This is a genomic window from Lactobacillus sp. Sy-1 (genome assembly GCF_019303535.1).
Taxonomy (GTDB): Bacteria; Bacillota; Bacilli; order Lactobacillales; family Lactobacillaceae; genus Nicoliella.
This window is the reverse complement of sequence record NZ_JACCIU010000001.1, coordinates 437,844-453,638: the sequence shown is the minus strand read 5'-3', so window position 1 is coordinate 453,638 and position 15,795 is coordinate 437,844. Positions and strand designations below refer to the sequence as shown.

Here is a 15,795-nt window from a genome sequence, read left to right as displayed (position 1 = left end):
AATCATTGATTTAATTCTATTAGTTTAATAAAATTTTAATGATTAAAAAAGGGAATCAATCCGTTATTTTATCCGGATTGATTCCCTTTTAATTATTAGTGAATTAAATCAATTGAACTAGCTTTTTATTACTGGTAATGTAACCACCATTTGATATTTCAAACCTAGTTAGTCCCTTGTAGTTAACTACTTTGGTAACCGTTAACTTAGTTCCTGGTTGGTAATATTTACCATCCTTCGTATCAAAAGTAGTCCGATCATGCACTCGAATCCCCTTCTTACTAATTACCTTAACGGTTGCTTGTGCTTTCTGCATATCATGCTTATCGTAATACGCCTGTTTAATGTAATCACGATTAGCAGTCATGTAGCCCTTAACCGTTTGATCGGCTAGGTGTCCCTTGACATAGTAGCGAACCAAGCCCCGCTTATTAACGGTAATTCCTAGCACCTTAAACTCATGAATTTGGTTTTGGGGTTGCTTAGCGTAGCCCTTAACCCGCTTCCCCTTACCAAAATCAGCCTTGGTGTGTAGATAGAGACTCTTCGTATTGTAAATATATAACGGTGCTTTCTTTAGCCGCGCGTTGAACTTCTTAACGTACCCATCACGGTAACCAACCGAACGATCAACTAATGATGCATCAGCATAGCGCCCTGCATTCTTAGCAGCGGCACGCCCTAGGGCAACTTCCTTAATATAGTCAGCATGTCCTACCTGGTAAGCCTTAGCGTAATCATTCCGATAAACCGCCGTCTGTCCAGCAAAGTTCGTCTTCGCTGTCCGGTGGTTGAACCCATCTTGATAACCATCATAAGCAGCTTGATAGGTTGGCTGACTTGCCATTTGCGGATCACGTTTAACTTTGGCCTTAGCATCGTTTAACCCATCTTGATAGAAGTTTCCAGCACTAGCGGCAGCTGAGGTAGCCGCAGAATTAGCACTGAAGACTACCTTAGCCGCTAAAATAATCGTTTGATAATCACTAGCAGCACGAGCAGCAGCAGCACTTGCCATCGATGCAGCAGAAACTGCAATGGAGTTATAACGTTCAACGTCTGCATTCGCACTCGCTGCACCAGTAGCTGCGATTGAAGCCTCGTGGGCGTAACTATCGCCTAACGCGGCATCTCCCCGATTATAAGCAGCAGCTGCTGCTGAATTAGCAGAGTTAACAGCAGCGACCGTATAGTTCGCAATCCGAGCGGCAGAGGCAGCCGCAGTTGCTGCACTGTTAGCAACTGCAGTGGCCGCCCCTGCAATTTGGTTAGCGATTACTGCATCGGCAGAGGCAGCTGAGATCGTTATGAAAGCAGAACTAGCAATTGTTGCATAGCTAGCTAGTGATTGGTTATCTGGATATTGACTAGCTAAACTAATGGCTTGGCTAGTTAATTCCTGAGCAGAATTAGTTGGGAATGCCGTTTGCGAGGTACTACTGCTGGCGACAATTGAATACTGCGTAGTAACACTAGCTGCCGAACTAGCAATCATAGCAGCCTGAGAAACATTTGGATTAATTTCAGCAGTATTCGATGCGTATTGGCTAGCTTGATTAGTCAAATGAGTCACTTGATATGCTAATGCAGCTGCACTTTGCGCAACTGAATTGGCAGAACTAGCTACAACGGCAGCCGCGGATGCCACCTGTTGAGCACTAGCAGCAACACTAGCTGCGGACTGGGCACTATGCTTTTCAGCACTAGCAACATGATAGTAGCTATTAATGGCAGAAGTAGCGGAACTTAACGCTGAGTTAAGTGACGTTACCGCACTCGAGTTTCCGTCAGCAGCAGCGGATGACACAGCTGAAGCAAGTGACTGGGCTGATTGAGCCGCCGTACTTGCCTGACGATTGGCACTCGCCGCAACCGAGTTGGCAGCACTAGCAGCTTGATTAGCACTTTGCGCAGTTGCATTCGCGCTACTTGCCACCATTGCGGCAGAAGAAGCAACTGAATTAGCTGATTCTGCAACCTTTGCAGCGGACTGCGCACTTCCGTTTTGTGGGGCACCAGAAGCAATTGCACTAGCAACTGCAGTGGCAGAGCCAGCAGCACTATTATTAGACTGCGTATTCGAGTTATCCGAATTAACGGCGTTGGTATTAGCTGCAGTGTTGGCATTAGCTGAAGATGTCCCTGCAGCTTCACTTGAAGTTGCATTACTGATGCTAGTGGCCTGACTATTAGCAGAGTTAGCAGACTTAATAGCGTTACTCTGGGCATCCGCAGCTGATTGAGCTGCAGATGCAGCGCTATTTGCAGTCGATAAGGCCACCTTTACGATTGCAGCATCACTCGCAGCCCTTACGGAAGCACTGGAAGCTGATTCAGTTGCAACGCTAGCGGCATTGCTAGCAGCAACAGCTTGACTAGCAGCTGAAACGGCAGTAGCGGCTTGACTAGCGGCAACAGCATTAGCACTAGCTGCTGAAGTCGAGTCTCCATCATCCGCATAGCTTTGCGCTGCTGAAGCAGCAACATCCGCATTTGAATTTGCAACCGCAGCATTACTAGCAGCTAAAGCGGCAGCACTTGCGGCAACGCTAGCAGCGGCTTTAGCAGCAGCAGCCTGTGAATTGGCGATATCTGCATCGGAAGTTGCAGAACTAGCCACTGATGATGCGGAGTCTGCAACCGATGCAGCGGAACTTACGACTTGGTTCTTGGGATGACTGGATAAGATGGAATTAGCCTGACTAGTTGCACTGGCCACTCCAGAGTTATCACTGTGGGCCGCACTCGTTGAATCATTAGCTTGGCTAGCATACTTAGCAGCTTGGTTAGCGTCATTAGCGGCTCCACTGGCGGCTTTAGATGCGACAGCATTGGCACTGGCTGCGGTTGAAACGGCAGCGCTGGCAATAGCGACACCTTGATCACCATCTTGAGCAGCGGAACTAGCCACAGAATTGGCGGAACTGGCAGTTGCGGCAGCGGAACTGGCCACGGTCGCGGCACTGGCGGCTTGACTAGCCGCACTAGATGCAACTTGGCTGGCATTAGCAGCAGTTTGGGAAGCAGCTGCGGCAGAGTTTTGCGCTGCCTTAGCACTATCAGCGGCAGCTGATGCGACCGAATTAGCACTTTCAGCGCTCGCACTATCCCCGGTAACAGCGTAGCTCTTGGCAGCGGATGCGGCGGAACTAGCAACGGAGTTAGCGGAACTGGCAGCGGAACTCGCGGCACTTGCTGATTCAGATGCTGAATCGGCAGTTGACTTAGCTGATTGAGCGGTTGAGTTGGCAGCGCTGGCTGCGGAATGAGCAGAGCTAGCAACTGAGGAAGCAGAGTTTACTACTGAATCTGCGGAACTAATTACCTTATTCTTTGGATGATCAGAGAAGACGCTATTAGTTGCAGATGCATCACTGGATGCGAATTGATCATCGTTGGCAGCATTGCTAGTGAATGAACTGGTTTGGGCTGCACTTTGAGAAGTTTGCCCTTGATTACTGTTGGTGCCACTAGCGGCACTCGTTGCGGCAGTGTTAGCGCTGCTTGCAGCTGATGACGAATCATCGGCGCTGCTGATTGCCTGTTGTTCAGCGGATGCTGCGGAGTTAGCAACTGAGGTAGCGGAACTGGCAGTTGCCGCTGCGGAACTAGCTACGATTGCAGCACCGGCAGCTTGACTAGCGGCATTGGATGCAACTTGGCTGGCGTTAGCAGCGGTTTGAGAAGCAGCTGCGGCAGAGTTTTGCGCTGCCTTAGCACTATCAGCGGCAGCGGATGCGACTGAATTAGCGCTTTCGGCACTGGCACTGTCCCCGGCAGAAGCGTAGCTCCTGGCAGCGGATGCGGCAGAACTGGCCGCGGAGTTGGCAGCACTGGCTGCGGAACTAGCAGCACTTGCCGATTCAGATGCTGAATCGGCAGTTGACTTAGCTGATTGGGCAGTCGAGTTGGCAGCGCTGGCTGCGGAATGAGCGGAGCTGGCGGTGGCGGCAGCAGAGTTTACCACCGATGCAGCGGAACTAACTACCTGGTTCTTTGGATGGTCAGAGAAGACGCCATTAGTTGCAGATGCATCACTGGCTGCAGATTGATCATCGTTAGCAGCATTGCTAGTGGATGAACTCGTTTGAGCCGCACTTTGAGAAGTTTGCCCTTGATTACTGTTGGTGCCACTAGCGGCACTCATTGCGACAGTGTTGGCACTGCTTGCAGCTGATGACGAATCATCGGCGCTGCTGATTGCCTGTTGTTCAGCGGATGCTGCGGAGTTAGCAACTGAGGTAGCGGAACTGGCAGTTGCGGCAGCAGAACTGGCCACGGTCGCTGCACTGGCAGCTTGACTAGCGGCATTGGATGCAACTTGGCTGGCGTTAGCAGCGGTTTGGGAAGCAGCAGCAGCAGAGTTTTGCGCTGCCTTAGCACTATCAGCGGCAGCGGATGCGACTGAATTAGCGCTTTCGGCACTAGCACTTTCCCCAGCAGAAGCGTAGCTCCTGGCTGCGGATGCGGCGGAACTGGCCGCGGAGTTGGCAGCACTGGCTGCGGAACTAGCAGCACTTGCCGATTCAGATGCACTATCGGCAGTGGACTTAGCTGATTGGGCAGTCGAGTTGGCAACACTGGCTGCGGAATGAGCAGAGCCAGCGGTGGCGGCAACAGAGTTTACCACCGATGCAGCGGAACTAACTACCTGGTTCTTTGGATGGTCAGAGAAGACGCTATTAGTTGCAGATGCATCACTGGATGCTGATTGATCATCGTTGGCAGCGTTGCTAGTGGATGAACTCGTTTGAGCCGCACTTTGAGAAGTTTGCACTTGATCACCATTAGCGCCACTAGTGGCACTCGTTGCGGCAGTGTTGGCACTGCTTGCAGCTGATGACGAATCATCAGCGCTGCTGATTGCCTGTTGTTCAGCGGAAGCTGCGGAGTTAGCCACGGAATTGGCGGAACTGGCAGTTGCCGCTGCGGAACTAGCTACGATTGCAGCACTGGCAGCTTGACTAGCGGCAGTGGATGCGGCTTGGCTGGCGTTAGCAGCAGTTTGGGAAGCAGCTGCGGCAGAGTTTTGCGCTGCCTTAGCACTATCAGCGGCAGATGATGCGACCGAATTAGCACTTTCAGCGCTCGCACTATCCCCGGCAACAGCGTAGCTCTTAGCAGCGGATGCGGCGGAACTGGCCGCGGAGTTGGCAGCACTGGCTGCGGAACTAGCAGCACTTGCCGATTCAGATGCACTATCGGCAGTTGACTTAGCTGATTGGGCAGTCGAGTTGGCAACACTGGCTGCGGAATGAGCGGAGCTGGCGGTGGCGGCAGCAGAGTTTACCACCGATGCAGCGGAACTAACTACCTGGTTCTTTGGATGGTCAGAGAAGACGCTGCTGGTTGCGGAAGCATCACTGGCTGCAGATTGATCATCATTAGCAGCATTGCTAGTGGATGAACTGGTTTGGGCTGCACTTTGAGAAGTTTGCCCTTGATTACTGTTGGTGCCACTAGCGGCACTCGTTGCGACAGTGTTGGCACTGCTTGCAGCTGATGACGAATCATCGGCGCTGCTGATTGCCTGTTGTTCAGCGGATGTGGCGGAGTTGGCCACGGAATTGGCAAAACTAGCTACAGCTGAGGCAGAGATTGCCACAACTGCATCACTAGCAGCCCGAATAGCGGCACTGGATGCAGCTTGGTTTGCTGCAGAAGCAGCTTGTGAAGCTAGCGCAGCTGAAGTAGCAGCGGCACTGGCGACTGATGCCTGAATGGAAGCAACCGTAACGGCGCTGGCTGCGGAATCCTCATTCCCCTCACTAGCGTAACTCTTGGCTGCGGATGCTGCAGATGCTGCGGCAACGTTTGCCGAACTAGCGGTTGTACTAGCAGAATTAGCAACTACAACGGCTGAGCTAGCGGTAGCCTTAGCACTTTGTGCAGCATCGTTGGCAACTACCGCATCGGAAGTAGCAGCACTGGCAACGACTGACGCTGAACTAACAGCGGTGGCGGCAGCACTAATCACTTGGTTTGCTGAGTGAGCAGCAGCAATGCTATTGGTAGTACTTGTGATTCCACTAATAATGGCGCTGTTACTACTGGTAACGCTAGTGGATGAACTGGCTTGACTAGCTGCCTGATCAGCTTGATTAGAAGCATTGGCCGCACTAACTGCAGCAGTTGATCCCGTTGCATTCGCGCTAGCAGCAGCTGCAGCTGCTGAATCAGCAGCAGAATCATATTGATTTCCAGCGTTCGCAGCATTTTGAGCAGCTTGTTGAGCATCCTTTGCTTGCTGAGCAGCAGTAGCAGCAATTGATTGATCCTTCGTTGCCCGAGCGGCAGCCTGATCTGCAGCACTCGCAGCATTACTAGCATCATTGGCAGCTTGCGATGCTACTTTTTCTTGAGCAGCAGCCTGATCTGCAGCATTCGCAGCAGCAGATTTGGCTGTTTCCCGTGCTGCTGGTGAAAGATTTGGATCACTAGCAGCTGCAGCAGCACTACTGGCCGCGTAGTTAGCAGCATTCGCAGCAGCTTGAGCAGAACTAGCTACTTCAGAAGCGGAACTAACGGTGGTAGAAGCACTTGCCACAATTTGACTAGCTAAACTAGCATCTGCACTAGCTTGACTTGCTACTATGGCTGCTGACTGGGCTGTTGAATTAGCAGTAGCAATAACTGCATTCTTAGGATGGTCAGAAACTAACTGATTAGTGGCAGTTACAGCACTGTTTGCAGCGCTAACGGTTTGGGAAATTGCACTAACGGCCTGGCTAGTGGTGGTCGCATCACTAGCAACATCGGTACCGTTAGAAGCAATTGCGGCACTATGGCTACTGGTAGCAGAAGCGGCATTGCTTGCCCGTTGCTTGCTCTGGTTAGCATCATAACTAGCAACCCGTGATTGTGCATCTGATGCAGCGCTGGATGCCAATGAATTAGCTGAACTGGCAACGCTTACGGCAGTCTCTGCACTTTGCACGGCGTTAGCAGCAACCATGCTTGCATTTGCAGCAGCACTATCGGCAGCCTGAGCACTAGCATTTTGAGTTGCAGCGCTATTAGCAGCGGTCTGCGCCTGTTGATTATAACTATCAGCAGCCGAACTATCCCCAGCTACCGCTGCGGCAACTGCTTGGCTAGCAAAACTAGTGGCAGCTGTAGTTGCCGATTGGGCTGCAGAACGGGCAACTGAGGCACTAGTTGATGCTAAATTAGCAGCATTGTTAGCACTGGTTGCAGCCTGGTTGGCCGCACTAGCATTATTATTAGCAGCGTCAGCTTGGTTGGCAGCAGCAGTAGCTACAGAAGCATCACTGCTTAAGGCGGATTTAGTGCCCGAATCAGCAGATGGTTCCAAGTTCAAAGCAGAATTAGCAATGCTGACCGCATTGTGAGCATCAGAAGCTTGCGAACTTGCTAGGCTAGCAGCAATGGAAGTTTGTGAAGCTAGCGAGCTAGTGGCACTGGCGTTACTAGACGTAACCGCACTGTTGGTTTCGGCGTGATTACTTGCAACGGCAGCAGAACGATTAGCAGCAACGGCAGCACTAGCAATGGAATCAGCAGCACTTACCTGGTTGTTCTGAGTGGAGACAGCCGTATTCAATTCGGCAGCCGCACTTGATGCAGCAGTGGACGCCTGGGCAGCGGTTTGCGAATCTGTTGTTGCACGCACAGCGGCACTGGATGCCAAGTCAGTTGCCGCCTTAATCGCACTCGCTGCAGCACTCGCTGCTTGACTAGCAGCTTGGGCGTTGCTGGCATTCTGAATAGCAGTATTAACGTAGCTATTGCCGGCAGCATAGTCCTTTGCAGCATATGCAGAGTCAGCTTTAGAGCTAGCAATGGAAGCATCAGTCGCTGCCTGTTGAGCTAGTGAATTTTGCACGCTAGCAGTGTGACTGGCAGTAGTCGCTGTCACCATTGCAGCAGCGGCTTGTTCGTTAGCAGTTACCGCATCAGCAGCGGCACTGGCAGCTACAATATTAGCAGAATTAACCTTAGCAGCGGCACTACTAATCACCGAATTGCTGGCATTAGCACTCGCAACGGAGTTCGCTGAAGTTGCAACTTGGTTAACGGCACTCGCAGATTGACTAGCGCCCGTATTGGCAACGCTAGTTGTATTAACATCGCTAGCAGCTTGTTGATCATCCGCATCAGCATTCGAAACACTAACGGAAGCCCCACTAGCGTACGAGTGAGCAGCTGAATTAGCACTAGAAGCTGCAGAACGATTAGCAGCGGCGCTAGCGGCATTCGCTTGGCTGTCCTTAACCGCCTCGTTTTCAGCACTTGTGGCAACGGAATTTGCTGATTGGGCAACATCGTTCGCACTTTGGGCCAACGATGCAGCACTGGAAGCGTCTACAGCAGCTTGACTGGCTGCAGTGGATGCATTTTCTGCAACGGTTGCTTGGGCAGCCGCACTCGCAGCTGCATTGGAAGCGGCATCAGCATGGGACTTAGCGGCAGACATGTTTCCAGCACTAGCTGCCTGAGCAGCAGCTACTGATTCACCTGAAGCAACGGTCGCGTAGCTATTGGTAGCAACACTAGCACTTTGCGCAGCTGAATTAGCACTATTGGCGGTTGAAGATGCCGTCCAAGCCGTTTGGGAAGCCTGGTTGGCAACCGTAGCAGCACTGCTTGCTACCACAGCAGCTGAAGAGGCCACCGTAGCAAGGCTTGCAATTGTGGAATCAGCTGGGTTTTCTGCAGCTGCTTGACTAGCTCCAGTGGCAGCATTCTGGGCACTTCCAGCAGCCATTGAGGCTGAACTGGCAGCTGAACTAGCAACTGAAGAACGCTTATCAACCGCTTGTGAATTATCAGCAGTTCCTGCAGTAGCTTGACTAGCATCATTGGTAGCTTGTGATGCCACTGGTTGGGCAACGCTAGCTTCACTATTCGCAGCCGAGTTAACAGCAGCTACTGAATTGACAAGGCTCACTTGCAATTGAGCAGCCGCATCTGCAGCTGATTGGGTAGCTGTTTTAGCACTTGCGGCACTCTGTGATTCAATCGTTGCTTGCTGAGCCGCACTTACGACTTGGTTAGCATAGGAAGACCCATTGATGGCGGCTTGGGAAGCAACAGCAATTGCTGAACTAACTAGACTAGCGTTTTTTGAAACCGTAGCACTATCACCATTTTGAGCCGCACTGGAGGCAGCGGTAGCGTATGACTGTGCAGCAGCACTCGCACTGGAAGCTACTTGGGATTGACTTGCGGCTTGTTGAGCAGCAGAACTGGCGGTCGAACTTGCAATTGCAGCCTGAGCAGCAGCGTTCGATCCAGCAGCACTCGCACTAACGGCAGCGGATTGATAAGCAGCCACCGAACTAGCGATGCTTGCGACCACTGAATCAGTGGCGTTGGCTGATGCGATGCTAGCTACTACTGAATTAGTGGAACTTAGGGCTGCGGTATCACTGGCAGTTGCTGAAGCACTATTAGCAGCATTGACCGCATTAGAATTAGCAGATGGAACGGTCGCACTAGCGCTACTATTAGCAACGGAAGCTGCGGTTACGTACTTAGCAGCCGTATTAGCATCGCTTTGGGCGGCACTCGCGTTCGCAATTGCCTGAACAACGGCAGCGGCACTCGCTTGGGTAGCACTAGCGACCGAATTAGCACTTGCCGCAACTGAACTGGCGCTGGCGGCAACACTAGATTGAGTTACAGCGTTACTGGCAGCAGTTGAAGCAGCGGAATTGGCATTCGTAGCTTCATTCGCAGCACTATTTGCCACGCTAGCAGCGGAAATCGCCGTACTCAATGCGACTGATGCAGCAGAAACATCCCCATTCACAGCCGCTTCACTAGCAGCTTGGCTAGCACTACGAGCAACAGCAGCAGCGGAACTAGCCACTCCATTGGCACTGGCAGCCGTAGAACTATCAGTATCAACCTGGTTCTTAGCTGACTGAGCGGCACCATTGGCACTGGCAGCAGCGCTAGCAGCCGATTGAGCAGTTGAAGAAGCCCCGTTGACAACCGTATTTGCACTGGCAATGATTGAATTATCAGCATTTTGGGCTGCCATTGAATTAACGTTTTGGGCGATCGAACTAGTGGCAGCCGCCGTTTGACTGGTTGCAGTATTGCTATCATTAGCCCCGTTGGCAGCATTAGAAGCGGTTGTAGAATTACTTGCAACCCCGTTAGATACACTAGTAGCAGTATTGGAAGCAGCATTAGCATTCATAGCTGCACTAACAGCCCCGCTACTGTCACTGTTGACCTGGCTGACGTTTGAAGCAGCTTCACTAGCAGCCTGACTGGCGGCAGTTGCAGATGCTGAAATTGCTACTGCCATGTTAGAAGCAACGGTACTAGCAGTAGCAGCAACTGATGCTGCGGATTGAGCGCTAATTCTGGCGGCACTAGCCGAACTATTGAAATTAGCTGCGGCACTGGCAGCATCCTTAGCCACTGAATCAGCACTCTTAGCGGTAGCGGTATCTCCGGTACTAGCAGCCGCATTAGCAACAACAGCTGCTGAACGAGCAATGCTAGCCTGGGTACTTGCCGCCTGCGCAGCCGCATTAGCACTAGCGGTATTAGCACTCGCAACCGCACTAGCAGATTGGGCTTCTACGTTAGCGTTACTTTCTATCACGGCGTTAGAATTAGCAGCCGTAGTAACACTAGCAATTACACTAACTGCGCTGCTAACGATAGCATTACTTGGGTTAGAACTTTGCAATTGGTTCGTAGCTTGTTGGGCAGTACTAATTGAACCCATCAAACCACTAGCTTGACTAGCCGTTTGTGCCGTTTCACTAGCATATTGACTTGCCATTGTAGAAGCACTATTAGCACCACTGCTTGCATTCGTAGCGGCGTCGTTTGCCTGACTGGCACTAATCGATGCCTTGCTAGCGTACTGGTTAGCTTCATTGGCAGCACTTTGCGCATCCCCAGCAGTGGCATTAATAACCGCATTCGCAGATTGAACTAATGAGTTAGCACTGGATGCCACACTAGTTGCACTAGCGGCAGTTGAAGAAGCATTAGTGGCATCATTGGCAGCCGCAGCGGCATCAGCATTCGCATTCGAAGCGGCAACTGATGCGGCAACTGCAATTGATGCAACAGAAACAGCCGTACTTGCGGCAATTGATGCGGCAGATGGATCCCCATTTAAAACGGCAGTAGAAGCAGCGATTGATGCAGCAATCGCAGCCGAAGTAGCACTTGAAGCAACTGCATTGGCACTAGCAGCAGTGGAATTATCATTCGCAGCGCGGCTATTTGCGGATTGGGCAGCCGAATTTGCACTGGCTACTTGACTAGCAGCATCACTAGCAACCGTCGTCGCGGAATTAGCAACCGAAGCAGCTGATGAAACTACCGAATTCGATGCATTACTTGAAAATGCAGATTGGACCAGACTGTTCGTTGATTGGGCAGCATTCGCATCTGAGGTCGCGGAATTATTATTATCCGAAGCAGTGGAAGCAGCGGCACTAGCTAATGCTGAATGGGAGGCAGTATTAGAAGCGTTAGAACTCCCGTTAACAGAACCAGTAGCAGCACTTACTACTGCATTGGATGCACTTGTGGCAGAAGCAACTGCGCTAGCGGCAATTGAATTAAAGTTATCAGCTAGCAGTTTATTATAAGCGGTTGTAATTGAAGCCATTGCTTGAGCAGCTGATTTTTCATCATTCAATGCTTTTGAAGACGCTGTCGCCCCAGTCATATTAGCTGAAGCCGCAACATTTGAATATGAAGTAGCCAATGATGCTACACTAGTTGCCCTACTTGCTGCACTCGAAGCGGCAGAGTTAGCTGAATTTTGTAATGAAATGGCCGATGCTAACGGGTAAACACTACTGGCACTGCTAAACTGAATCACTGTATTAGCCGCAATTGATGCATATGAAGATGCTAAAACGGCTTGACTCATTGCATTCGCAATTGCAACACTGGCGGCTGAACTCGCGGAGTCAGCAATTGATGACTGTACGTTAGCATCCACACTATAGCTACTAATTGAAGTAGCAGCTGATTTAACCAATGATGCGTAGGTAGCATCCTTAGCCAACGTAGCAGAATCATTAGCATATGACTGCGCAGTTGAGTTATAGCCACTTACCGTATTTGCAGCAGAATCGGCAACACTAGCATATGAACTTAACCCACTTGACGCCTGGTTAGCAACATCATTGGCACTGGTGTTTGCGGATTGAGCAACGCTATTGTACTTGCCTGTATTATCAACAACCACCACGTTTTGGGTAATCGTCCCAGGAGTTGAGTCCGTACTATTACTAATTGCTCCTGGTGACGCCGGATTATGCGATTTATTGATAATTTGGGTTTGGCTACCATTATTTTTAACTTCAATACTATTATTAGTAACTTCATACTGAGCAGTTACGATTACATCAGTTGGCACTTGGGTAGTAGCGTTAATTTGATGCGAGTATGAGTATGAATACAATCCGTCACCAATATTAGTAAATGCAATCACTGGAATTGCAGTTGTATAGGCATTCCGATAGTCAGCATCTTTTCCATTCCCGGTCGGTTGATCACTATCCATTATCATTCCACTGCTATTAGTTGTAAAATTAGCTGGATTATCCCCACTGGCTGGTTTTTCATCCTGACCATTCGTTTGCACCCGAACGTAAACATATCCGTCAGTGGAGTTCAGATTGGTCAACTGTAGATTAGTGGTGACGTCATACTTGGAATTAGCTGTGGAATCATTCTTCAAAACGGGCGTACTGTTAATATAAACGGTTGGAACCGCATCAAACGCCAAGTATTGGTAAGTTAAATTATTAAAGTTATTTAGCGTTTCATCAGTAACTTCATTATTAATCGGATCCCAAACCGTAATGATATTGGAATCACTCTGTCCATCACTAGAGATTTTAACCATATATTGTGGACGACTATCAACTTGGTCATTAGCTTGGCCGATAACTGAATACGCTGTAATTGGTGTCGTATTAAAGAATCGTCCGGCTCCATTCCCACCTTGGTCATTGTTTAAGCCATTCTTACTCAAAATAACTGATTTTCCAGGGTTACTAATCGTAACGTTCCCACTGTTGTTCATTAAATACATGTTTTTATTGGTATTGGCACCATCAGCATAAATTTGCATAGTGGCTAAGTTAGTAATTGATAGGGACCCACCCTTTGCGATGGTAAACAAGTTCCCGCCAAAATTGGTAACGTTTGTAGTCGCGTGAACGACAATTTTACCGCCATTTTTAACATAAACATTCCCTTGAATTAAGGTTGGGTCAGTATCAGTCGGATTGTAATCGTAAATAGAATTTAATGATCCACCGTTGACTGTCACCGTTCCACCTGAATTAATAATCATCGCATTGGCACTGGAATCCCCAGGAGCAGCAGTTAGACTTGCACCCTTATTGATGTTAACGTTCCCACTCACTACTAATCCACGATCACCACCACTAGCGTTTTCACCGCCACGACCACGGGGAACTAAGTACATACTAGCACCCTGGTCTAAGACTAGGTTGCCCCCTAATTCAATATTATTCCCCTTTTCAGTTTTACCGTAGTAGTAAGAGTTAGGGAGTAATTCCATGTTAGTAACCTGGATGTTTTGTTGATTATTATTGTCGGTCTTATAGCCATTGGTATTGAACGGACTCGTGTAACTACCTTCACTGATAACACTAACCCCACCGTCAATATAGAGATTGGGTAGACTAGGGCCATAGAACAACTGGGAGCCTTCGTAGTTCATGTTTCGGTAGGTCAAACTACCAGAAGTAGAATTCCAAAGGTTAATTGGACCGTAAACATTAGTTCCATACATCTTAGCAAAGTTCTCAACTGTTAAACTCTTGATGTTGTATGGATTCTGGTGCATCCGTTGCCAATCAACGATGTGATTTTGTCCATTAATAATCATGTTCATGTTCGCACCAACGGCTGTGTTACCAGTGGAAGCAGTATAGTTAAAATCGCTAGTAATCCGAAGCTCACTATTGCCGTTAATGTAACTACGCGAAAAGAACTTATCAATATTTGAATTGGTAGTATTATAAGTCACAAAGGCAATATTTTGGTTATTGACCTTATTTGCAACGTCATTATAACCATACTGGTAGTTGTTAGTGGTACTGCTCTTTTGATCACTAGTTAAGTTAGTAACGCTAAAGAAACTGCCAGTTTGTTCATTGTTAATCGCATCCTGGGCCCCATTGTAAGCCTGAATGTATGGATTATTAGTATTATTAGTCGTGTCCAAGACGGAGTACGCTCCGCTTGCAGTCGCTCCATTCCACCGCCCAGTTTCAGCGTCGTAAGTCCCTTGACGGGTCAGAAAATAGTCTACAGCGTAATTGTAGGCCAAACTTTGATCAGGAGCAGCGGCGTTCACTCCCGTTCCAGATATCGTTCCAGATGTACTAGACTGCACATCATTGCCAGAAGTAGCCTCAGCACTATCACTTGGTGAATTAACAACCTGGGCGGAGATGTTTTTATTGACGGAACCACTGGTAACGCTAGTTTGTTGCCCAAGGCCGCCAGAACCATAGATTGCAGATCCCGATTGAGTTCCGGCGCTGGCATTTAAACTACTGTAAGTATTAAATGCGTTGATGGTTGCATTGTACCCCTGAACATAAAAGGCATCCTTGGTGTTGTACAAACCAGCAGAGTCTGCTGACTTGGTATCATCAGGATGAAGGGAGTTCCAAGCCGCCACCGCTCCTGCATTTGTGGAGTAATAAGCAGTGATCCCGCTAGTATACCCAATGGAAGAATTAGTCGTGACGGTGGTTCCGGCAATTGCTGCAGATGAAGCAGCGGTAAAACCACCACTAAAAGCCTTGACGTAGGCGCCATAAGCAGATTGTGCTGCTGAAACCGCACTTAAGAAGGTTGCATCACTGTTCCCACTGGTGGCAAATGATGAACCAATTTGCGCAGCAGAATAAGCCGCTGCATATGCAGAGCTATAAACTGAGCTTTGATTAGTGGCAGTCGTGTTATTATCATTAACGGCATCCAAATTGATTCGATCACTAATTCCATCACTATCGGTATTTAATAGGATCAACCCACTGGTCTGGGTTGCGGAGCTGCTAGTAGCGGTGGAGGTCCCACTTTTACTATCGCTGCCGCTAGCATCCCCACTGCTGGTAGTGCCATTTGAGATAGTACCAGATGCTGAAGAACTAGTGCCACTACTCGTTGTCGAACTACTAGTGGTAGTACTAGCTGCGCTCGCATTATTAGAACTACCTACCGAACTACTAGTGGCGACACTTGATTTGACATCAGTGGTAGCGTTACTGCTTGAGGCACTCACACTCGTGCTGGTCACAACACTACTAACTGAGTTCGAATCGGTACTGCTAGTGATGGAAGGACTACTAGATGTGCTTACTCCGCTTAACGTAGCCGAAGTCGATGAAGTACCATTATCAGCATCCTTTCCACTAGCTGCAATTGAGCTAACTGACGTCGTTGCTGAACTATTTGTGGTCGTGCCAGCTGATTCGGCTTGGGAAAGTGAAGTATTTGCATTAACGTCCGCATCCGCCCGTGCTTCCCGCTGGGTAAATGCAGTTCCCCCCATTAAAAATAGCATTGATAGTGATACGACTACCCATTGCTTTTTAACTTTACGGAGTATCTTTTTATCATTTACTTTATTAAACTGAAATTTATTATAAAGCATCCAAATCCCCCCATGTTCATAAACGATTATTAATAATATAAGTTTACCACTTACTAATTTGATAATCATTGATTATATTTAACTATCTGTTCAATTAGCCCAAAAAAAGAAATCAAACCGCAAGCATGTGGTTTGATTTC

Annotated in this window: 1 protein-coding gene; it reads right to left on the bottom strand. The window is 49.0% G+C overall.

The window, feature by feature from the left end; all coding sequences use genetic code 11:
* Positions 1–103: 103 nt before the first annotated feature.
* Positions 104–15,655 (bottom strand): DUF5776 domain-containing protein, encoded by a 15,552-nt coding sequence (locus HZL42_RS01850; protein ID WP_219054011.1) that lies wholly within the window; start codon positions 15,653–15,655, stop codon positions 104–106.
* Between the last annotated feature and the right edge of the window lie 140 nt (positions 15,656–15,795).